The 21,452-nt window shown below is 72.8% G+C and carries 19 protein-coding genes; 14 read left to right on the top strand and 5 right to left on the bottom strand.

Annotated elements, in window-relative coordinates:
- Nucleotides 1–51 precede the first annotated feature (51 nt).
- Entirely contained in the window at nt 52–1,389 is a 1,338-nt protein-coding gene (locus ACIQGQ_RS14455; RefSeq protein ID WP_402395059.1) for an MFS transporter, read from the top strand.
- Between the two features lie 10 nt (nt 1,390–1,399).
- Here the strand turns inward: ACIQGQ_RS14455 and ACIQGQ_RS14450 are convergent, their stop codons facing one another.
- Nucleotides 1,400–1,636, bottom strand: a complete 237-nt coding sequence (locus ACIQGQ_RS14450; protein ID WP_352277686.1) for a hypothetical protein — start codon at nt 1,634–1,636, stop codon at nt 1,400–1,402.
- A 58-nt stretch (nt 1,637–1,694) separates the two neighbouring features.
- On the opposite strand from ACIQGQ_RS14450, the gene map reads away from it, so the two are divergent.
- Nucleotides 1,695–2,552: a type I methionyl aminopeptidase gene (map, locus tag ACIQGQ_RS14445; protein ID WP_402395056.1), complete on the top strand. Its 858-nt coding sequence runs from the start codon at nt 1,695–1,697 to the stop codon at nt 2,550–2,552.
- Nucleotides 2,553–2,790: 238 nt separating this feature from the next.
- Nucleotides 2,791–3,453 carry a heme oxygenase (biliverdin-producing) gene (locus tag ACIQGQ_RS14440; RefSeq protein ID WP_402395053.1) on the top strand — a complete coding sequence of 221 codons (663 nt, stop codon included), beginning with the start codon at nt 2,791–2,793 and terminating at the stop codon, nt 3,451–3,453.
- Between the two features lie 77 nt (nt 3,454–3,530).
- Here ACIQGQ_RS14440 and ACIQGQ_RS14435 read toward each other — a convergent pair whose 3' ends face one another.
- Together ACIQGQ_RS14435 and ACIQGQ_RS14430 are read right to left on the bottom strand one after the other, a co-directional pair.
- Nucleotides 3,531–5,105: an HtaA domain-containing protein gene (locus ACIQGQ_RS14435; RefSeq protein WP_402395050.1), complete on the bottom strand. Its 1,575-nt coding sequence runs from the start codon at nt 5,103–5,105 to the stop codon at nt 3,531–3,533.
- A 61-nt stretch (nt 5,106–5,166) separates the two neighbouring features.
- Complete coding sequence (locus ACIQGQ_RS14430) at nt 5,167–6,591, bottom strand: HtaA domain-containing protein (RefSeq protein WP_402395047.1); 1,425 nt, start codon at nt 6,589–6,591, stop codon at nt 5,167–5,169.
- Between the two features lie 132 nt (nt 6,592–6,723).
- Here ACIQGQ_RS14430 and ACIQGQ_RS14425 point away from each other — a divergent pair, with 132 nt between their 5' ends.
- The 7 genes from ACIQGQ_RS14425 to ACIQGQ_RS14395 all read left to right on the top strand — a co-directional run bounded on the left by ACIQGQ_RS14425 (nt 6,724) and on the right by ACIQGQ_RS14395 (nt 14,280).
- Nucleotides 6,724–7,803: a hemin ABC transporter substrate-binding protein gene (locus tag ACIQGQ_RS14425; RefSeq protein ID WP_402395044.1), complete on the top strand. Its 1,080-nt coding sequence runs from the start codon at nt 6,724–6,726 to the stop codon at nt 7,801–7,803.
- Nucleotides 7,800–8,903 (top strand): FecCD family ABC transporter permease, encoded by a 1,104-nt coding sequence (locus ACIQGQ_RS14420; RefSeq protein WP_402395042.1) that lies wholly within the window; start codon nt 7,800–7,802, stop codon nt 8,901–8,903. Before ACIQGQ_RS14425 ends, ACIQGQ_RS14420 begins: the two co-directional genes overlap by 4 nt.
- A complete protein-coding gene (locus tag ACIQGQ_RS14415) occupies nt 8,900–9,757 on the top strand; it encodes a heme ABC transporter ATP-binding protein (protein ID WP_402395039.1) in 858 nt (285 codons plus the stop codon). Before ACIQGQ_RS14420 ends, ACIQGQ_RS14415 begins: the two co-directional genes overlap by 4 nt.
- A gap of 190 nt (nt 9,758–9,947) precedes the next feature.
- Complete coding sequence (efeO, locus tag ACIQGQ_RS14410; protein WP_402395037.1) at nt 9,948–11,084, top strand: iron uptake system protein EfeO; 1,137 nt, start codon at nt 9,948–9,950, stop codon at nt 11,082–11,084.
- Nucleotides 11,085–11,105: 21 nt separating this feature from the next.
- Nucleotides 11,106–12,395 (top strand): iron uptake transporter deferrochelatase/peroxidase subunit, encoded by a 1,290-nt coding sequence (efeB, locus tag ACIQGQ_RS14405; protein ID WP_402395034.1) that lies wholly within the window; start codon nt 11,106–11,108, stop codon nt 12,393–12,395.
- Between the two features lie 30 nt (nt 12,396–12,425).
- Entirely contained in the window at nt 12,426–13,409 is a 984-nt protein-coding gene (efeU, locus tag ACIQGQ_RS14400; RefSeq protein ID WP_402395031.1) for an iron uptake transporter permease EfeU, read from the top strand.
- Complete coding sequence (locus ACIQGQ_RS14395; protein ID WP_402396011.1) at nt 13,342–14,280, top strand: hypothetical protein; 939 nt, start codon at nt 13,342–13,344, stop codon at nt 14,278–14,280. The genes efeU and ACIQGQ_RS14395 overlap by 68 nt, the downstream gene beginning before the upstream one ends.
- A gap of 116 nt (nt 14,281–14,396) precedes the next feature.
- Here ACIQGQ_RS14395 and ACIQGQ_RS14390 read toward each other — a convergent pair whose 3' ends face one another.
- A complete protein-coding gene (locus tag ACIQGQ_RS14390; protein ID WP_402395029.1) occupies nt 14,397–15,143 on the bottom strand; it encodes a bifunctional DNA primase/polymerase in 747 nt (248 codons plus the stop codon).
- A gap of 323 nt (nt 15,144–15,466) precedes the next feature.
- On the opposite strand from ACIQGQ_RS14390, the gene ddaH reads away from it, so the two are divergent.
- Nucleotides 15,467–16,282, top strand: coding sequence for a dimethylargininase (ddaH, locus tag ACIQGQ_RS14385; RefSeq protein ID WP_392278699.1), 816 nt, complete (start codon nt 15,467–15,469; stop codon nt 16,280–16,282).
- Nucleotides 16,283–16,347: 65 nt separating this feature from the next.
- On the opposite strand, the gene ACIQGQ_RS14380 is transcribed toward ddaH, so the two are convergent.
- The gene (locus ACIQGQ_RS14380; protein ID WP_402395026.1) at nt 16,348–17,346 is read right to left on the bottom strand and encodes a small ribosomal subunit Rsm22 family protein; all 999 of its coding nucleotides are present in this window, start codon (nt 17,344–17,346) and stop codon (nt 16,348–16,350) included.
- A gap of 140 nt (nt 17,347–17,486) precedes the next feature.
- Between ACIQGQ_RS14380 and ACIQGQ_RS14375 the strand changes: the two genes are divergently transcribed.
- From ACIQGQ_RS14375 to ACIQGQ_RS14365, 3 genes are all read left to right on the top strand, one after another.
- Nucleotides 17,487–18,788 carry a hypothetical protein gene (locus ACIQGQ_RS14375; protein WP_402395024.1) on the top strand — a complete coding sequence of 434 codons (1,302 nt, stop codon included), beginning with the start codon at nt 17,487–17,489 and terminating at the stop codon, nt 18,786–18,788.
- Between the two features lie 303 nt (nt 18,789–19,091).
- A complete protein-coding gene (locus ACIQGQ_RS14370; protein ID WP_402395022.1) occupies nt 19,092–20,033 on the top strand; it encodes an ABC transporter ATP-binding protein in 942 nt (313 codons plus the stop codon).
- Complete coding sequence (locus tag ACIQGQ_RS14365; protein WP_402395019.1) at nt 20,030–21,451, top strand: ABC transporter permease; 1,422 nt, start codon at nt 20,030–20,032, stop codon at nt 21,449–21,451. Before ACIQGQ_RS14370 ends, ACIQGQ_RS14365 begins: the two co-directional genes overlap by 4 nt.
- The last annotated feature ends 1 nt before the right edge of the window (nt 21,452 follow it).

Below are 21,452 nucleotides of genomic sequence, written 5' to 3'. Positions count from 1 at the left end.
CCGCGGAAATTCCGTTGCGGTGACGGCGGCGGGCTCGGAGCATGGCCCTCCGTGACCTCTGCTCCATCCCCGGCCGCCCGGCTGGCCTCGCTCCTCCCCGACCTCTCGCCGCTGCGCTCCTCCGCCGACTTCCGGCTGCTGTGGATCCAGGGCCTGGTGACGTACTTCGGCAGCTTCATGGCGATGATCGCGCTGCCGCTCCAGATCAAGGAACTGACCGGCTCACCGCTGGCCGTCGGCGCGATGGGCGCGGTGGAGCTCGTACCGCTGGTGGTCTTCGGCCTGTACGGCGGGGCGCTGGCGGACGCGGTGGACCGCCGCAAGGTGATCCTGGCGACGGAGGCGGGGCTGGGGCTGCTCGCCCTGGTCCTCCTGGTCAACGCGGCACTGCCGGCCCCGCTGCTCTGGCCCCTGTACGTGGTCGCGGCCGGGGTCTCCGCGCTCTCCGGGCTCCAGCGGCCCGCGCTGGACTCCCTGATGGCCCGGATCGTGCCGCACGAGCAGCAGACCGCGGCCGCCGCGCTGAACTCGCTGCGCTGGCAGTTCGGCGCGATCACCGGCCCGGCGGTGGCCGGGCTGGTGGTCGCCTACGCCGGTCACGCCACCGCTTACACGGTCACGGTGGCCACCTTCGCCGTCTCCGTGGTGCTGTGCCTGCGGCTGACGCCCGCGCCGCCCGTGCGGGAGAACACCAAGCCGTCGCTGCGCGGCATCGTGGAGGGCGCCCGGTACGCCTGGAGCCGGCCGGTGCTGCTGGGGACGTACGCGATCGACATGGCGGCGATGTTCTTCGCCTTCCCGAACGCGGTCTTCCCCTTCCTCGCCGACGAGCTGCACGCCGACTGGTCGCTGGGGCTGATGTACGCCGCCGGCTCGGTCGGTTCGCTGGTGCTGGGCCTGACCAGCGGATGGACCTCCCGGGTGCGGCGGCACGGGCTGTTCGTGGTGTTCGGGGCCGCCGTCTGGGGGCTGGCGATCGCCGGGGCCGGGTGGTTCGGCAACGTGTGGCTGGTGCTGGTCTGCCTGGCGGTGGCCGGTGCGGGCGACATGCTCAGCGGGCTGGGCCGCTCCACGATCTGGAACCAGACCATCCCGGAGGAGCTGCGGGGCCGGCTGGCGGGCATCGAGGTGCTCTCGTACAGCGTCGGCCCGCAGCTGGGCCAGGTGCGGGCCGGCGCGATGGCGGGCTGGACGGGGACCAGGGCGGCGGTCTGGAGCGGGGGCGTGGCCTGCGTGGCCTCGGTCGCGCTGCTCGCCGCCCTGCTCCCCAAGCTGCTCACCTACGACTCCGAGACCGACGAGGACGCGCTGCGCAGGCGGCGGGCCGCGGAGGCCGGGGCGACGGAGACGGCGGCCCCGGCCCCGGAGGCCGGTCTCTCCGGGGCGTGAGCCCCGGCGCTCACCCCTCCCGGTCGGGCGGGGTGTCCGTGTCCCGGTCGTGCCACTTGGGGTCGTTCTCCCACTCCAGGTTGCGTTCCCGGGCGGTGTCCATGGCGTGCTGGGCCTCCTCGCGGGAGGTGTACGGGCCGAAGCGGTCCTTGGCCGGGCACTCGGGGCCCTCCTCGACCTTGTGATGCTCCAGGCAGTAGTACCATTCGCCCGGTTTGCCCACCGTGCGCTTCTTGAACAGGGCCATCGGGGTCTCCTTCCCTCGGGGCCATGCTGCCCCAAGCACGCTGGTTAGACTCGCTGACATGTCTGGCCAGTCGCTGCTCGCACCCGGGGAGATCTCTCCCATCCGCACCGTGCCCGGAAAGATCCGGCGCCCCGAATACGTGGGCAAGCCGGCCCCGACCCCGTACACCGGCCCCGAGGTCCAGGACGCCGACACCGTCGAGCGCATGCGGATCGCGGGCCGGATCGCCGCGCAGGCGATGGCCGAGGCCGCGAAGCTCATCGCCCCCGGCGTCACCACCGACGAACTCGACCGGGTCGCCCACGAGTTCATGTGCGACCACGGCGCCTACCCCTCGACGCTCGGCTACCGCGGCTTCCCCAAGTCACTGTGCACCTCGCTCAACGAGGTGATCTGCCACGGCATCCCGGACTCCACGGTGCTGCGCGACGGCGACATCGTGAACCTCGACGTGACGGCGTACATCAACGGCGTGCACGGCGACAACAACGCCACGTACCTCTGCGGCGAGGTGGACGAGGAGTCCCGGCTGCTCGTGGAGCGCACCGAGGAGTCGCTGAACCGGGCGATCAAGGCGGTCCGGCCGGGCCGCCAGATCAACGTCATCGGGCGCGTCATCGAGTCGTACGCCAAGCGCTTCGGCTACGGCGTGGTGCGGGACTTCACCGGGCACGGGATCAACTCCTCGTTCCACTCCGGTCTGATCATCCCGCACTACGACAGCCCGCACGCCACCACCGTGATGAAGCCCGGGATGACGTTCACCATCGAGCCGATGCTCACGCTCGGCAGCCACGACTACGACATGTGGGACGACGGCTGGACCGTGGTGACGAAGGACCGCAGGCGCACCGCCCAGTTCGAGCACACCCTGGTGGTGACGGAGACGGGCGCCGAGATCCTGACCCTCCCGTAACCCGATCCCCCACCGAAGCGGCCGTCCCCAGGGACGGCCGCTTTCGCGTGTGTGCGGTGCGTTCTTACCGACAGACTGTCGGTAGTTTTACCGACACTTCGTCGGCAAGATGTTGACTTAGGTAAACCTAAGTAGCAGGATCGGATGTGTCGCCGACCTCCGCCGCGACAGGCGGGAGCTGGCGTTTTATCCGTGCTTTCCCGGACGTACTGTCCCTCTCGGCCCCCGGAGGCCCGCCTTGGACGCAACCGCCGCCACCCCCTTCTCGACGCTCATCCGTACCGCGTCGCACCAGCAGCACACCGAGGCGGAGTCCTCGGCCTTCATGGGCGACCTGCTGGGCGGCCGTCTGGGTGTGGACGCGTACACCCGCTACACCGAGCAGCTGTGGTTCGTGTACGTGGCGCTGGAGGAGGGGGCACGGGAGCTGGCCGACGACCCGGTCGCCGGTCCCTTCGTCCGTCCCGAGCTGATGCGCACCGCCGAGCTGGAGCGCGATCTGGCCCATCTGCGCGGCGCGGACTGGCGCGAGGGGCTGGAGCCGCTGCCCGCCACGGCCGCGTACGCCGCCCGGGTCGCCGAGTGCGCCCGCGACTGGCCGGCCGGTTACGTCGCGCACCACTACACCCGCTACCTCGGCGACCTCTCCGGCGGCCAGATCATCCGCGACCGGGCGGAGCGGACCTGGGGCTTCGCGCGCAAGGGCGACGGGGTGCGGTTCTACGTCTTCGAGGGCATATCCAACCCCGCCTCCTTCAAGCGGGACTACCGCGAGCTGCTGGACGCGGTGGAGGTGGACGACCTGGAGAAGCAGCGGATCGTGGACGAGTGCCGGCGCGCGTTCGCGCTGAACACCGCGGTCTTCCGGGAGCTGGGCGAGGAGTTCCCGCTCAGCGCGTAGGACCGCGCGTCGGGATCGGAAGGGGCGGGGCCGGTGCACCATGTACCGGCCCCGCCCCTTTCCGTACCCGCGGACGGTCAGGCGGTACGGCGGCGACGGGCCACGGCCACCGCACCCGCACCGGCCGCCACGACCACGCCCGAGGCGGCGATCAGGGCGCCGGCCGGGACGTCCGAGCCGGTGGCGGCGAGCGAGCCCGCCCCGCCGACCGAACCGCCCACCGAACCGCCCACCGAGCCGCCCGCGAGCCCGCCGGTGGAGCCGGACCCGCCGGTGGCCGAGCCGGAGCCCGTCGAGCCGGAGCCGCCGGTGGCGCCCGGGAGTTCGGCGTCCTTGTCGAGGGCGACCGCGACGGTCAGGGCGTCGAGCTTCTCACCGGCCCCGTACATGCCGCCGAAGGCCTTGGTGCCGTCGGCGGTGAGCGTCGCCGGGACGGCGGTGAGCGTCACCACGCCGTCCTTCGCGGCCAGCTTGCCCGCGGGGAGTCCCAGGTCGGCGACGGTCAGGCCGGTGTACGTGGAGACCTTCTTGGTGGTGCGGTCCTTGGTGGTGACGTCCGCGACCAGGGTGCCCCTGGTGCCGTTCACCCGGATCTCCATGCCGGTGAGGGAGAGGTCGAGGGTGTACGCGCCGTTCTCCTCGTGGCCCAGGAAGCGGACCGTGCCGTCGAACGCGGCGTTCAGGGTCTGCTGGTCCGCGTCGAAGCGGCCGGTGGCGTCGGGGAAGCGGTAGCCGCCGCCGGTGGCGGTGGCGCCGTCCGCCGTCTCGACCTTGCCGTGGGCGATCGGGCCGGTGACGTAGGCGCGGAAGGACTCCTTGACGCCCCAGTCCAGGGTGCCGTCGACGATCTCGCCCCGGGTGGCGGCCGGCTTGTCGGTGGTGGGCTTGCCGGTGGGCTTCTCCGTACCGGGCTTCCCGGTGTCCGTGGGGGACGGGGAGGCGGGGGTGGTCGGCCCGGTGGTGGGCTTCCCGGTCGGCTCCGTGGTGGGCTGCTCGGTGGGCTCGGTGGTCGGGGGCGTGACCGCCTTCACGGAGAGGGTGGCCGCGTCGAGCGCGTCGCCCTCCTTGTACTGGCCGTTGAACGCCTCGGAGCCCGCCTTGGTGAGCGTCGCCGGGATGTCCGCGAAGACCATCGTGCCGCCCTCGCCCCGGCCCGGCTTGACCGACGAGAGGTCGAGGTCGGCGAAGTCCACGTCGTCCTTGGTGCCCTCGGGCGTGGTGACGTCGACGGTGATGGTGCCGCCCGTTCGCGTGGTGGCCAGCTTCACGTCGGAGATCGTGATGTCGAGGACACCGCCGTGGGCGAAGAAGTTGACCCCGCCGTCGAAGGCGGTGTCGGTGCCGTGGGTGGTCGTGTCGTAGCTGCCCCTGCCGCCGGAGAAGGTGAACACCCCGTTGTCGGGCGCCTGGACGGCACCGTCCCGGACGGTGATCCTCCCGCCGGAGAACGGCGAGGCGAGGTACTTGCGGAAGGACTCCTTGACGCCCCACTCCAGGGTGCCGTCCGTCAGTTCCATCGTCGGCGCGGCGGCGGACGCCTGGGCACCGGTGGTGGTGTCGGCGAGCGCGGGAAGGGCGAACACGGTGGCGCCGAGCGCGGCCGCGGTGGCGACCGCGGCGGTACGGGCTATGCGGCGGCGGGTTGCTGCCATGGTCGTGGATCTCCTCGGGGAGGGAAGGAAAGGGGGATGGGGAAAGGGGGGTGAACGGGGGTTACTGGTCGTCGGTCCGCGTGGTGCGGTGACGGCGGATCAGGAGGAACGTGCCGGCCGCGGCCACGAGCACGGTCGCGCCGCCGGCGGCGAGGTACGCGCCGGTGCGGGAGTCGGTGCTCGCGGCGGCCCGCTCGGTGGCGGGAGCGGCGGGTGTGGCGGACGCGGCGGTGGAGGGGTCCGGCGACGGGTCGCTGCCCAGGTCGGGCAGGGCGGGCAGTTCGGCCCCGGCGTCGACGGCGACGGCCAGCGAGACCGGGTCCATCGCGGTGCCCGCCCGGTACAGGGTTCCGAAGGTCTTCGCGCCGCCGCTGGTGAGGGTGGCGGGGGCCTCGGTGAGGACGGCGAGCCCGTTCTTGGGTGCGAGGTCCTTCGCGGGGAAGGTGACGAGCGGGACGGCCCGGCGCCGTTCGCCGTCGCCGCTGACGTCGGCCAGGAGCGTGCCCCGGCCCGCCTCGATCCGGACGGCGACCGCCGAGAGCTCCAGGTCGAGCCCGTCGGCGGCGGTGAAGCGGACGCTGCCCGCGAACTCGGCGTCCAGGGTGCGCTTCGCCGGGTCGTACGTGCCCGTTCCGCGCGGGAAGCGGAAGAGCGCCCCGCCGTCCCGGGCCCCGTCGGCGAGGGTCCACTTCCCCTTGCCGACCGAGCCGGTGACGTACTCGCGGAAGGTCCGGCGGACGCCCCAGTCGACGGCGGCGTCCTCGAAGCGCCCGGCGGCCTTCTTCGTGGACTTCTCCGGCTTCGGCGTCGAACCGGCCTTCTTCTCCGGGGACTTGCCGGCGGCGGGCTGCCCGGCCGGGGCGACGGTGTCCACGGAGAGGCTGACCGGGTCGAGCGGGGTGCCCGCCGGGTAGTAGCCCGCGAACGCCTTCGCGCCCTGGGCGGTCAGGGTCGCCGGGACGCCCCGCAGGACGATCGGGGTGGAGCCGCCCCGCATGTCGATCCCGGACAGGCCGAGGGTCGCGAGCGGCACCTGGGCGGCCGAGGTGACCCGGCCGCTGCCCCGGTCCTTGCTGACCATGTCCGCGTACAGGGTGCCCGCGCCGCCCGCGATCCGGACGGAGGGGCGGCTGATGGTGAGGTCCAGTTCATGGCCGCCGCCGGACTTCGGGTGGCCCAGGAAGCGCACCCCGCCGGCGAACCGCGCGGTGAACGCGCCGGTGTCCGGGGCGTACGAGCCGGTGGCGGAGTGGAAGCGGAACTGGCTGCCGCCGGCCGTGGCGGCGCCGCCGGTCAGGCTCCAACTGCCGTTGGCGATCGGCCCGGTGACATAGCTCTGGAAGGAGGACTTGACGGCCCAGTCCAGCCTGCCGCCCTGCACCGTACGGGCCGTCGCCGCCTGTGCGGCGGTGGCCGGGAGCACGGCCCCCAGCACCGTCAGCAGCAGCGTGACGGCAAGTGTGCGGGCAGGTCTGGGCGACAGCATGGAACCCCTCCGGAACGTGGAAATTGAGGTAAGGCTAACCTAAGCTAAGCAGGTCATCCGGAGGAACCCCTTCCGCAGCACTTGCTGACAGACCATGACGAACTGCCCCGCACGAGAACAGGACGGTGCCCCGTGCGCTTCTCCCCGGACTTCGCCCCGCCGGGCCGACGGCCCCCACGGGCCCCGGCCCGCGGCCGGCTCGGCGCCCTGGCCGCCGGGCTCGCCCTGGCCCTCGGCCTGACCGGCTGCGGGGCCGCCACCACCGGCGGCACGGACGGCGCGGCCCCGGCCACCACCGGGACGGCGGCCACCGCCGACCGGGTCGAGCCGCTGGCCGCCACCCCGCGCCCGGAGCTGCCGGCCACGGTGGAGTCGGCGGACGGCGCCCGGACCACCGTCACCTCGGCGGACCGGATCGTCCCGCTGAGCGGCGGGCTGAGCGAGATCGTCTTCACCCTGGGCCTCGGGCCGAAGGTGGTGGCCCGGGACATCACCGCCACCTTCGAACAGGCCGCGAAGCTCCCGGTGGTGACCCGTGCCCATGACGTGTCGGCGGAGAGCGTGCTGTCGCTGCGGCCGACCGTGGTGCTCGCCGAGACCACCACCGGCCCGGCGGAGGCCGTCGAGCAGATCCGGGAGGCCGGCATCCCGCTCGTCGTCGTCGATCCCGCCGGACAACTCTCCGACGTGGGCCGCCGGATCGAGGCGGTGGCCGCCGCCCTGGGCGTCCCGGACGCGGGCGCCGAACTGGACGCGCGGACCGCCTCGCGCATCGACGCCGTGCGCGGGTCCGTACCCGCCCCGGCCGACGGACGGAAGAAGCCCCGGGTCGCCTTCCTCTATCTGCGCGGCTCCGCCTCCGTCCATCTGCTGGGCGGCCGGGAGTCCGGCGCGAGTTCGCTGATCGAGGCGGCGGGCGGCATCGACGCGGGCAAGGCCTCCGGACTGACGAAGGACTTCACCGCGATCACCAGCGAGGCCCTGGCGAAGGCCGCCCCCGACGTCTTCCTGGTGATGAGCAAGGGACTCGAATCGGTGGGCGGCGTCGACGGGCTGCTGAAGCTCCCCGGGATCGCCGAGACGCCGGCCGGCCTGGACCGGCGGGTCGTCGCCGTCGACGACGGGGTGCTGCTGAACTACGGGCCGCGCACGGACCGGGTGCTGGCCGAGCTGGTCGCGAAGCTCCACCCGGAGAGCGGGGCGGAAGGATGACCACCGCCTCCCCGCCGCTCCCCCGCGCCGACACCCCCGAGGCACCCGGGACGCCCGCGCCGCGCAGGCCCCGGCACTCCTCGTCCTTCGTCCTGACCGCCGGGCTGCTCGCCGCCCTCCTGGTGTGCTGCCTGGTCTCCGCCGGGACCGGGGCGTACGGCATCCCGCTCGGCGACGTACTCGGCTCCGTGCAGCACCGGCTGGGCCTCGGCGGGGCCGCGCTCGACCGGGTCGGCGAGAGCGTCCTGTGGAACGTGCGGCTGCCGAGGGTCGTCCTCGCCCTGCTGGTCGGGGCGTCGCTGGGCTGCGCGGGCGCCCTGATGCAGGGGGTGTTCGGCAATCCGCTGGCCGAGCCCGGGGTGATCGGGATCTCCTCCGGCGCGGCGGTCGGCGCGGTCGGGTCGATCGCCCTCGGGCTGACCTTCCTCGGCAACTGGACCGTGACCGTCTGCGCGTTCGCCGCCGGGCTGGTGACCGTCCTGCTGGTGTACGCGCTCTCCCGCTCGGGCGGCCGGACCGAGGTGGTGACGCTGATCCTCACCGGGATCGCGGTCAACGCCTTCGCCGGGGCGCTGATCGGGCTGTTCGTCTTCTTCGCCGACAACGCGCAGATCTCCCAGATCACCTTCTGGCAGCTGGGCTCGCTGGCGCAGGCGACCTGGCCCAAGGTGCTCGCCGTGCTGCCGTGCGCGCTGCTCGGGCTGCTCGTCGCGCCGTTCTACGCCCGGCGGCTGGACCTCCTCGCGCTCGGCGAGCGGCCCGCCCGCCACCTGGGGGTCGACGTCGAGCGGCTCCGGGTGGTGCTGGTGCTGGTGGTGGCGCTGCTGACCGCCGCCGCGGTGGCGGTCGCCGGGATCATCACGTTCGTGGGGCTGCTGGTGCCGCATCTGCTGCGGATGGCGAACGGCCCCGGTCACCGCTTCCTGCTCCCCGGCAGCGCGCTCGGCGGCGCCCTGGTGCTGGTGGCCGGCGACCTGGCGGCCCGTACCGTCGCCGCCCCCGCCGAGCTGCCGCTCGGTGTGCTGACCGCGCTCATCGGCAGTCCGTTCTTCTTCTGGCTGCTGCGCAGGACCCGTCGCAAGCAAGGTGGTTGGGCATGACGTCACCGAGGAACACCTGGGCCGCCCGGATGCCGTTCCGGGTACGGGAGCGGCGGCTGCCCGCCCCCTTCGCCCCCGGCTCCACCGTCGCCGAGGCCCGCGGGCTGGGGGTGGCGCTGGGGCGGCGGCCGGTGCTGGACGGGGTCGACCTGGCCGTGCGCGCGGGCGAGGTGCTGGCGCTGGTGGGTCCCAACGGGGCGGGGAAGTCGACCCTGTTGGCGGCGCTGGCCGCCGATCTGCCCGCCGGACGGGGCGAGGTCCTGGTCGACGGGCGCCCGGCCGGTGCGTGGTCGGCCGCCGAACTGGCGCTGCGCCGGGCGGTGCTGCCGCAGTCGGCCGCGCTGTCGTTCCCGTTCCCGGTGGCGGACGTGGTCCGGATGGGGCGGGCGCCCTGGGCCGGTACGGAGCGGGTGGACGAGGACGAGTCCGCGGTCGCCGGGGCGATGGCCGCGACCGAGGTCACCGCGTTCGCGGAACGCCCCTTCTCCGCGCTCTCCGGCGGTGAGCGGGCCCGGGTCGCGCTGGCCCGGGTGCTGGCACAGCGCGCCCCGCTGCTGCTGCTCGACGAGCCGACCGCCGCGCTCGACCTGCGCCACCAGGAACTGGTGCTGAGGATCTGCCGGGAGCGGGCCGCCGCGGGCGACGCGGTCGTGGTCGTCCTGCACGACCTGGGGCTCGCGGCGGCGTACGCGGACCGGGTCGCGGTGCTGCACGGCGGGCGGATCGCGGCGGCCGGACCGCCGGCCGGGGTCTTCACCGGCGCCCTGCTCGGCGAGGTCTACCGGCAGCCGGTCGAGGTGTTCCCGCATCCGCGGACCGGGGTGCCGCTGGTCGTGCCGGACCGAGGTGCTTGACCTCCGCTTGACCTTCTCGTGAGTCCTTCATGGGCTGCCCGTGATCGACCCGTTCCCGTACCCCCGGGATGAGAGCTGAATCACTGCACGAGTGGGTACGGCTCAGGTAAGCCTCGGTTAAGTTAGGTCCGCCTCACTTGTCTTTGTCCGTTCTTCTCCCGCTTCTCTTCGTCCCCCTTGTGGAGCCCGCATGCGAGCCGTTCGTTTCTCCGTCGTCACCGCTGCCGCCGCGGTGGCCGCTCTGACCGCCGTCACGGGATGCGCGCAGAAGAGCGACGGCAAGGGCGACAAGGCCCTTGAGGTCATCGCGAAGGACGACTCCTGCGAGGTGTCGAAGAAGGAGCTGCCGGCCGGTCACATCGAGCTGGCCGTGCAGAACAAGGGCTCCAAGGTCACCGAGGTCTACGTCCTGTTCCCGGACGACCGCATCGTCGCCGAGCGCGAGAACATCGGCCCCGGCACGAAGGCCACCATCACCGCCGAGATCAAGGCCGGTTCGTACGAGATCGCCTGCAAGCCCGGCATGAAGGGCCACGGCATCCGGCAGAAGCTGGAGATCACCGGCGGCACCGCGGCCAAGCGCAGCCCCGAGATGGACAAGGCCGTCGCCGAGTACCGCACCTATGTGCAGGCGCAGGCCGACGAGACGCTGCCGAAGGCCAAGAAGTTCACCGACGCCGTCGCCGCCGGCGACATCGGGGCCGCGAAGAAGCTCTACGCGGACTCCCGGCTCGGCTGGGAGCGCACCGAGCCGGTCGCCGAGTCCTTCGGCGACATCGACCCGAAGGTCGACATCCGCGAGGACGGCCTGGAGGACGGCCAGAAGTGGACCGGCTGGCACCGCCTGGAGAAGGCGCTGTGGCAGGACAAGAAGCTGGGCGCCGAGGAGAAGGCGCTCGCCCCCGCCCTCTACAAGGACCTGCTGGACTGGCAGAAGCGCGTCGGCACCGCCGACATCACCCCGACCTCGATGGCCAACGGCGCCAAGGAGCTGCTGGACGAGGTCGCCACCGGCAAGGTCACCGGTGAGGAGGAGCGCTACAGCCACACCGACCTGGTCGACTTCAAGGGCAACGTCGAGGGCGCCGAGAAGTCCTACCAGCTCCTGCGGCCGATCGCGGTGAAGAACGACGCGGCGCTGACCACCACCCTGGACAAGCGCTTCGCCGAGCTGAACACGCTGCTCGACAAGTACCGCGAGGACAAGGACTCCTACGCGTTCGTCAGCTACGACAAGGTCGGCAAGGCCGACCGCAAGGAGCTGTCGGACGCGGTCAACGCCCTGGCCGAGCCGCTCTCCCGGCTCGCCGCCGCGGTGACGAAGTAACGGATCCGGAGGGCTCTGGTCATGTCCGAACAGACACAGTCCGACGCCACCGCCGCCGAACCGGCCCCGGAGCCGGCCGCCCGCACCGCCCCGTCCCGCCGTGCCCTGCTCGGCTGGGGCGGCGCGGGGCTCGCGCTGGGTGCCGTCGCGGCCGGCGGCGCGGTCGCCGCGGTGCGCGACGGCGACGACGCGGTGCCGGCCGCGGACAGCGGCTCGGCGGTGCCGTTCCACGGGGCGCACCAGGCCGGGATCGCCACCGCCGTGCAGGACCGGCTGCACTTCGCCGCGTTCGACGTGACGACCAAGGACCGTGCCGAGCTGGTCGCGCTGCTGAAGGAGTGGACGCGGGCGGCGGAGCGGATGACCGCCGGGCACGCGGTGGGCGACGGGGCGTACGGCGGCCTCGCCGAGGCCCCGCCGGACGACACGGGCGAGGCGCTGGGGCTCAAGCCGTCCCGGCTGACGCTCACCATCGGCTTCGGCCCCTCGCTCTTCGCCAAGGGCCGGTTCGGCCTGGAGGACAGGCGGCCCGACGCGCTGGTGGACCTGCCGAAGTTCCCCGGGGACAACCTGGACGCGGCCCGCAGCGGCGGCGACCTGTGCGTCCAGGCGTGCGCGGACGACCCGCAGGTCGCGGTGCACGCCATCCGCAACCTGGCCAGGATCGGCATGGGCCGGGCCGCGATCCGCTGGTCCCAGCTGGGCTTCGGCAAGACGTCCTCGACGACGCCGGACGCCCAGACCCCGCGCAACATGTTCGGTTTCAAGGACGGTACCCGGAACGTCTCCGGCACCGACACCGCCGCCCTGGACCACCATGTGTGGGCCGACGGCAAGGGCGGCGCGGAGTGGATGACCGGGGGTTCGTACCTGGTGGCCCGCCGCATCCGGATGCACATCGAGACCTGGGACCGCACCTCGCTCCAGGAGCAGGAGGACGTCTTCGGCCGCGACAAGGGCGAGGGTGCCCCGGCCGGGAAGTCCAAGGAGCACGACGAGCCGTTCCTGAAGGCCATGAAGCCGACGGCACACGTACGGCTCGCCCACCCGAGCAGCAACGACGGGGTGATGATCCTGCGCCGCGGCTACTCGTTCACCGACGGCACGGACGGCCTCGGCCGGCTCGACGCCGGGCTGTTCTTCCTCGCGTACCAGCGCGACACCCGCAAGGCGTTCATCCCGCTCCAGCGGCGCCTGGCGGCACACGACGCACTCAACGAGTACATCCAGCACGTGGGTTCGGCGCACTTCGCCGTCCCGCCGGGCGTCCGCGACAAGGACGACTGGTGGGGCCGGGCGCTGTTCTCGTAACGGGACTCGGGACAGAAGGAGAACCGAAACGTGTTCAGCAATTTCCTGATCGGCCTGCGCGAGGGTCTTGAGGCCAGCCTGGTCGTCTGCATCCTCATCGCCTATCTGGTGAAGACCGGCAACAAGGACAGGCTGGTACCGATCTGGATCGGTGTCGCCATCGCCGTCGTCGTCAGCCTGGCGTTCGGCGCCGGGCTCGAATTCGGCTCGCAGGAGATGACGTTCAAGGCCCAGGAGGCGCTCGGCGGTTCGCTGTCGATCATCTCGGTCGGCCTGGTCACCTGGATGGTGTTCTGGATGCGGCGCACCGCGCGCCATCTGAAGACGGAACTCCACGGCAAGCTGGACGCGGCGCTCGCGATGGGCACCGGCGCGCTGGTGGCCACGGCGCTCCTCGCGGTGGGCCGGGAGGGCCTGGAGACCTCGCTGTTCGTGTGGCGTGCGGTGCACGCGGCGGACGACGGCTGGCATCCGATGATCGGCGCGCTCCTCGGCATCGCCGCCGCGGTCGTGCTCGGCTGGCTCTTCTACCGGGGCGCCCTGAAGATCAACCTGTCGAAGTTCTTCACCTGGACCGGCGGCATGCTGGTCGTCGTCGCCGCCGGGGTCCTCGCGTACGGCGTCCACGACCTCCAGGAGGCGGAGTTCATCGGCGGCCTGCACAACCAGGCGTTCGACATCAGCGGCGCCGTCCCGCCGGACAGCTGGTACGGCACGCTCCTCAAGGGCACGTTCAACTTCCAGCCCGACCCGACCGTCCTCCAGGTCACGGTGTGGGCGCTGTATCTGATCCCCACCCTCGCGCTGTTCCTCGCCCCGGTAGGGTTCGGACGGGCAGGGGCCCCCTCCGGAGGGGCGACGGATCAGAAGGCGCGGAAAGCAACGGATGAGAAGTCTGAGACCGGTTCGGCTGGCGACGGGGCTCGCGGCGGCGACGGTGCTGTCGATGACGGCGAGCGGTTGCGTGACGGTGCACGGCGAGCTGGCAGTGGTGCCGGCGGCAACCAGGGCTGAGGCCGCGCAGGCCCTGAAGGACTTCACCGCCGCGTACAACGCGGCGGACAAGGCCTACGACCCGGCCCTCGACGAGGACCGGGTCACCGGCTCGCTCGGGGCGATCAACCAGGCCGGGCTGAAGGCACGGCGGAAGAGCCACCCGGACGGCAACCCGGACCACCGGCCGCTGGTGCTGTCCGACGCCACCTACCTCATCCCGAAGAAGGCGGGCTGGCCGCGCTGGTTCCTCGCGGACACCGACTCCGACCGCGACCAGGACAGCGGGAAGCTCGACACCCGCTGGCTGATCGTCTTCGTCAAGTCCGGTCCCGGCGACGGCTGGAAGGCCGCCTATCTGTCGGTGGTCGCCCCCGACCAGTTGCCCGCCCTCGCCAGGAACGGTGACGGCACCGCCCGGCCGGTGGCCGCGGACAGCGCCGCGACGGCCGTCGCGCCGAAGGACCTGAGCGCCCAGTACACGCGGTATCTCCAGAAGGGCAGCCCGGACGTCTTCGCACCGGGCTCCGCCACCTCGGGCTGGCGGGAGACGCGCCGCACCACGCGGCAGGCCGGCTTCTCGTACCAGTACATCGACCAGCCGCTGGACAGCGGTGCCTTCGCGCCGCTCGGGCTGGAGACGGAGGACGGCGGGGCGCTGGTCTTCTTCAGCAGCAAGCACTTCGAGCAGCAGACCGCGGCGGAGGGGATGCGCCCGCCGCTCAACGAGGACGTGGAGGCGCTGCTGACCGGTGAGGTGCGGTCGACCCTCACCAAGGAGCGGATCTCCAGCGAACTGGTGTACGTCCCGAAGAAGGGCTCGTCGCAGGGGGGCGGCAAGGTCGTCGTCCTGAACCGGCTGCCGGGCCTGACGGCCGCGAAGGGGTCGTGACGGTTCCGGGCCGCGCTTGACGGGGCCGGCCCGGACGCGCCGCGCCGGGCCACCGCCCTCCTCGGGAACTCCGCACTCAGGAACTCAGCACTTCGGAAAAACGGCAATTCAAGGGGTCAGCGACTGAGCGGCCAGGCCACCGCGTCATGGTCCAGTTCGCTCTGGTCGGCCTCGTCGGCGTACCGCGCGCAGGCGTCCGTGAGGGTCTCCAGCAGGGTCAGCGGGTCGGGCAGCGGGTGCTCCGGCCCGCGCACCCAGGCCACGTCCAGCTCCCCGGGGAGCCGGGCGGGCGGCAGGAGCACGTAGCTGCCCCGGCAGTGCCAGCGCATCCCCGGATGCTCGTCCATCGTCTCGGGGTGGCAGTCCAGCTCGCACGGCCACCACTCGTCCTCGTCCTCGGGCGTGCCCCGGGTGGCGGTGAAGAAGAGCATCCGGTCGTCCCCGGACCGGGCGACGGGGCCGACCTCGATCCCCGCGGCGAGGAGCCGCTCCAGCGCCCGGCCGCCCGCGGACAGCGGCACGTCGAGGACGTCGTGGATCATGCCGGTCGCGGTGATGAAGTTGGCCTGCGGCTGACTGCGGGCCCAGCGCTCGATCTGCGCCCGGTCGGTGGTGGACTGCGTCTGCCAGGCGAAGGAGAGGGGGTGCCGGGCGGGGGTGGGACAGCCGATGCGTTCGCAGGAACATCGGTACCCGACCGGGTGGGCGGCCGGCGCGATCGGCATTCCGGCTTCGGCGACGGCGAGGAGCAGCGCCTCCCGGGCGGTGTCGTCGACCTCGCTCTGCTGGGGTCTGGGCCGACGGCGAAGCCATTGGGAAAGTTTGCTCTCTGAGCCGCGATAACGGCCGAAATCGGCGCCCATCTATCCCCTTACCTCAAGTTTGCCCACGCCCATGGTCCCACCATCCTGCGCTCCAGGTGGCCGGAGTCCGGAAGCGGGGTACGGATGACCGGACGATGATCTTGACCATATGCCCGCACTTGTCACGAAATGATGGATACGGGTCCGCGCATCGGCCCGTACGGGACGGGGTCCGGGGCGCCTCGCACCGCCGTTCCCCGGGCGGACGGAACCACCCGATCGGATCACTGTTCGCGGCCGCCCGCAGAGCGGACCATGGGCTCACGCACCGATCCGTGCGCCGCCCCCGGCAGGCGATCCCTGCCTTTCGTGAGGAGCTTTCCTTGCCTCGTGAAGCCACACCCCGCCGCTACCTGATGTGTGCGCCCACGCACTTCAGGGTGACGTACTCCATCAATCCGTGGATGGACCCCAGCAAGCCGGTGGATCTGGCGCTGGCCCGGACCCAGTGGGAGGACCTGCGCGACCGGTACCGCGCCCTCGGGCACACCGTGGAGCTGCTCGACCCCCGCCCGGACCTGCCCGACATGGTGTTCGCCGCCAACGGCGCCACCGTCGTCGACGGCCGGGTGCTCGGCGCCCGCTTCGCGTACCGGGAGCGGTACGAGGAGGCGGGGGCCCACCGCGACTGGTTCCGGGCCCACGGCTTCACCGAGATCCGCGAACCGGACCACGTGAACGAGGGCGAGGGCGACTTCGCGGTCACCGCCTCGTACGTGCTGGCCGGGCGGGGCTTCCGGTCCAGCCCGCTCTCGCACGGGGAGGCGCAGGAGTTCTTCGGCCGTCCGGTGATCGGGCTCGATCTGGTCGACCCGCGCTACTACCACCTGGACACGGCGCTGTCGGTGCTCGACGAGGCGGGCGACGAGGTCATGTACTACCCGGGCGCCTTCTCCCCGGGCAGCCGGGCCGTGCTGGCCCGGCTCTTCCCCGACGCACTGATCGCCCGGGAGGCGGACGCCGCCGCGCTCGGGCTGAACGCGGTGAGCGACGGGCTCCACGTGCTGCTGCCGCAGGGGGCGACGGGGCTCTTCGACCCGCTGCGGGCGCGGGGCTTCGAGCCGCTGCCGATGGACCTGGGCGAGCTGCTGAAGGGCGGCGGCAGCGTGAAGTGCTGCACGCAGGAGCTGCGGGGCTGAGAGCCGGGCGGGTGGCCTCCGGCCGGTCGGAGGCCACCCGACGGGCTGAGAGCCGGACGGGCCGCTCAGTCCTCCTCGCCGGGCGGCGGCCAGTCGTCGCCCCACGCGGTGTCCCGGGCGGCCCGGTACAGCCCGCCGTGGCGTTTGGTGACGGTCTCGCGCCGCAGCCCCTCCTCGCGGGTGCACAGGTCGAGCAGGACCTGGCCCTTGCGGATCTGGGGCTTGCGGGTGACCCGGGCCGGGGCGGGGGCGACCGGGAAGCGGGTCGCCACGACGTAGCCGAACTTCTCGTCCTCGTACGGCAGGGAGCCGCCCTTGACCCGGCGGTGCAGCGAGGAGCGGCTGACCCGGGCCGCGAAGTGGCACCAGTCGGTGCCCGGCTCGATGGGGCAGTTCCCGCTGTGCGGGCAGGGGGCGGCGACGGTCAGCCCGGCGGCGGTCAGCCGGTCGCGGGCCTCGATGACGCGGGCGTAGCCGTCCGGGGTGCCGGGTTCGACGATCACGACCGCCTGGCCGGCGGCCGCGGCGGCATCGACGAGGGCGGTGCGGGCGGCCGGGGTCAGCTCCTTGAGCACGTAGGAGACGGTGACCAGGTCGGCGGGGGCCAGGTCGAGTCCGGCGTCGATCCGGGCCCGGCGCCATTCGGCCGCGCGCAGCGCGGGGACGCCGGAGAGCCCGGCCAGCTCGCGGCCGAGGGCGAGGGCGGGCTCGGCCCAGTCCAGCACGGTCGTCCGCGGCCCGTCCCAGGCCCCGGCCACGGCCCAGGTCGCGGCGCCGGTGCCGCCGCCCACGTCGGTGTGGGTGGCGGGCACCCAGTCGGGGGCGGCGGCCCGGAACGCGGCGAGGGCGGACCGTACCGCCTCGAAGGTGGCGGGCATGCGGTACGCGGCGTACGCGGCGACGTCGGAGCGGTCGCGGAGCACCGGGGCGTCGGTCGGGGTGGTCCCCCGGTAGTTGGCGATGAGCCGGTCGACGGCCAGGGCGGCCTGCTTGGGCGGCAGTCCGTCGAGCAGTCCGGCCAGCGCCGCACGCAACGTTTCCGCGAGAGGAGGGGTGGCATTCACCGGCGAATTGTAGGCAAAGAAGACGCACCCGCGGCCGCCGCGCTATCCGCGTAGAACTGTGTGGAATCCGAACTGCCGAGAAGGGTGCCCGAGTTGCTACGCTGACCGCCGCGAGGTCGGGATGCCCACCGAGGGAAACCATGAGACAGAAGATCGTGCGCCTGGTTCTGGCCGGCGGAGTGCTCGTACTTGTCCCGCTCCTGCTGCTCGCCACCTGTGGCAGCGGCGCGAAGAGCAAGAAGGAGCCGGAGGAGCGGGCCAAGGAGGAACCGGCCGGGGTGACCCAGCTCACCGTGCCCGCCGCGTACTCCACCGAGCACGGCTGGGAGCTCATCGGGACGTCGCCCGACTACGCGATATCCCGGACCACCGGCGGTCTGGCGTATCTGGTGCGGGTCTCGGAGGGCACGTACCAGCTCCAGACGATCGACCCGAAGACGGGCCGGCGGGGCTGGCACGGTGAGAGCTGGCGGCCGCCGTCGCCCAAGAAGTTCCCGAGGCTGCTGTCGGTCACCGTCGACGACCACGAGTACTTCGTCACCTGGGCGTACGGCAAGGTCGGCGAGAACGCACTGACCCCGGCCGACACGATCGTGTCCCTGGACGTGTACGACGTGGAGGACGGCTCCCGGCGCCGGGTCGAGGTGCCGTGGAACTCGGTCCCGACGGTCTCCACGACCGGCCCCGGCATCCTCGTCAGCGACGGCCGCACCAACAGCGCGGTGGTCGACCCGACGAACGGCCGGATCACCAAGGTCAACCCCTCCTCGCTGAAGTACCCGAAGGGCTGCGGGACCTGCAAGCAGCTCACCGAGGTCCGCGGGCTGACCACGAAGGGCCTGCTGGTCAGCGGCTCCAAGGAGTTCTGGGTGCAGGGCGGCTGGTTCAGCCGGAACGTCGCGCCCAAGGGCACGGACCGGACCAGCGGGGTCCCGACCTCGTTCCTGCCGGGGCTGATCCTGGCGAAGTGGCAGCTCGCGAAGGGCGCGAAGCTGGCCGCCACCCACGACATGTGGGCGGTGCACGACGCGGAGACGGGCAAGCTGCTGGCCTCGACGCAGTGCAGCAAGCCCGCGATCAAGCCGGGGCAGTACCCGCAGCTCGTCGCGGCGCCCTCGGGCTCGTACCTGGTGGCCGGGCCGCTCGCCTTCGACCTGTCCACGAAGCGGGGGTTCTGCTTCGAGGGCGCCGACGGGACCAAGCCTCTGACACTGGCCTCGGTGAACGACGAGGGCACCGCGTACGGCGCCTCCAGCGTGCGCAACGCGGCGGACGTACTGGCCGGTGAGGGCGCCCCGGTCGCGGTGGCGGTCCGCAGCGGGTCGACGGGCGCGCTGCCGTCGAACGTGCTGGTGCCGGGCATGGAGACCTCGGACGGCGTCGGCCTGTTCCGCTGGACCGACGAGAAGGACCGGCCGCATCTGATCGGCTACCCGCGCTAGGGGTCTGAATAAATGAGTGCGGGTGAAGGAGCGGGGTCCGGTGCGTGCGATCGCAAGGCGCCGGGGCGTCTGCGTGGCGGAGCCACGTGGGCGGTTCGGCAACGCCGCGAGCGTGCGTGCCGGACCCCGCGACGCCGCAGGCATGTGTCAGACACCCCCTAGGCGCTGTCTTCACACTGCCGTCTGCCGTGCGGTGACCGGGGCCGCGCCGATCGGGTTCTGTTCAGCCACCGTTCAACTCGCGGTGCACGACCGGGCGGTGCCCTGCTCCTAGGGTCTTGGAGTCTTCGAAGGGAGGACTCCGTGGACAGGCCTTTCGCGATCCGGGCGCACGGGATCACCAAGTCGTTCGGCGACGTCGTCGCACTCGACCATCTCGACCTGGAGGTGGAGCGGGGGCGGATCCACGGACTGGCCGGGCCGAACGGCGCGGGCAAGACGACCCTGCTCGGGCTCCTGCTGGGCCTGGCCACGGCCGACGGCGGCCGTCTGGAGATCCTGGGAACGCCGGTGGAGCGGGCCCTCGACACGCCCCGCGGGGTCGCCGGGTTCGTGGACGGGCCCGGCCTCTACCCCTCGCTCACCGCACGGCAGAACCTCGCCGCACTGGCCGCGCTGGGCGGCCACGGCGCCTCGCCGGCCGCGGTCGGCGAGGCGCTCGACGAGGTCGGACTCACCGAGGTCGCCGACGACCGGACCCGCGGCTTCTCACTCGGGATGCGCCAGCGGCTCGGGCTGGCCGCCGCGCTGCTCAGCAGGCCCCGGCTGCTCGTGCTCGACGAGCCGTCCAACGGTCTCGACCCGGCCGGCAAGCAGCATGTGCACGGTGTGCTGAACCGGCTGGCGGAGCGGGGCAGCAGCATCGTGCTCTCCAGCCACCGCATGGACGACCTGGAGGCGCTCTGCTCCGAGGTCACCATCCTCGCCACCGGACGGGTCGCCTTCTCCGGACCGCTGGACGAACTGGCCGACCGGGGGCGCGCGTTGGACTACCGGCTGCTGACCTCCGACCCGGACGCCGCGCGCCGGCTGGCCGAGGACACCGCCGGGATCCGGGTCGTGGACGCCACGGGTGCCCGGCCCGACGCCCGGACGCTCGTCGTGCACGCCCCGGTGGACGCCCTCGACACCCTGGTGGACCGGCTGGTGCGGGCGGGCGTCGCCCTGCGCGAGCTCGCCCCGGTGGTGTCGCCGCTGGAGGCCGCGTTCCTCGCCCTCACCGAACCCCAGGAGGCGGTCCGATGACCACGTCCGCACCCGCGTCCTCGTCCTCATCCACCGCACCCTCTTCGGCACTGTCCGGGGCCGGGGCGAAGGAGGGTGCGGAGGACGGGCCGGAGGAGCGCCGCGTACCGCTGTTCCGGGTCTTCCGCTTCGAGCTGGTCAAGGTCGTCTCGCAGTGGCGGACCCGGCTGCTGCTCCTCGCCTGCTGGGTCGCGCCGGGGCTGTTCGTCGCCGCGGTCGGCCGGCAGAGCACGCTGCCCTCGGACACGCTCTTCGGCCGCTGGATGCTCGCCACGGGATGGGCCGGGCCCCTGGTGGTCCTCGGTTTCGCGGGCGTCTGGGCGCTCCCGCTGCTGACCTCGGTGGTCGCCGGTGACGTGTTCGCCGCCGAGGACCGGCTCGGTACCTGGCGGCATCTGCTGGTGGCGGTCCGCTCGCCCCGGCGGATCTTCGCGGCAAAGGCGCTGGCCAGTCTCGTCGTCCTGCTGCTGCTGGTGGCCGGGCTGGCCTGTTCCAGCGCGGCCGGCGGGCTGCTGACGGTCGGTCACCGGCCGCTGGTCGGCCTCGACGGCGGTCTGCTGGCGCCGGGGGACGCCGCCGGCCGGACCCTGCTCGCCTGGCTGTGCGCCCTCGCCCCGACCCTGGCGCTCGCGGCGATCGGCCTGCTCGGTTCCGTCGCGCTGGGCCGCTCCCCGATGGGGCTGCTGCTGCCCGCGCTGGTCGCGCTGGTGATGCAGCTCGCCCAGATGCTGCCGCTCCCCGTCGGCGTACGCCTCGCCCTGCCCGGTTACGCCTTCATCTCCTGGAACGGCCTCTTCACCGGTCCGGCGCAGATCCGCCCGCTCCTGATCGGGGTCGTCGTCGCCCTGGTGTGGGCGGTGGTCGCGACGGCTCTGGCGTACGCGCTGTTCCTGCGGCGCGACTTCACCAACCCGGCCGACGACGTCCCGGGGCGCCGTGCCGTGGCCCTCGGGGTCCTGCCCCTGGCCGCGCTGCTCGTGGTGACGGCCGTGGCCGTGCCGGCGGCGACCGGGGCTACGGGCTCCGGGATCGACCGGGCGAAGGTGCAGCGCTCCGTCGCCACCGCCTTCGCCCACCTCTACCGCCTGCAGACCGAGCAGCTCAACCGCCCCGACGTCACCGAGGAGCGGTTGAGGGCCACCGCGGCGTGCGAGAAGGGCGGCAGCGGCGCCGACCCCCAGGGGGCGGGCAACGACTGGCGCTGCGTCGTCTCCTGGCACCTTCCCGGCGTCGAGGCCGCGGGCACGGCCGTCTACCAGCTCGACGTCACCGCAGACGGGCGGTTCGTCGCCGACGGCGACGGACCGAAGGAAGTGAACGGCTACTTCCTGGTGCGGACCCCGGCCGGGGACGCGCCGAACCCGCTCTGGCAGTTCGACAGCAGTGTCGAACTGCTTCCCGCAACCCCGAAGGGATGAC

Source organism: Streptomyces sp. NPDC092952, assembly GCF_044754785.1.
In the GTDB taxonomy this organism is placed as follows: Bacteria; Actinomycetota; Actinomycetes; order Streptomycetales; family Streptomycetaceae; genus Streptomyces.
The sequence above is the reverse complement of the archived record's forward strand: the minus strand, read 5'-3'. Positions and strand labels throughout refer to the sequence as shown.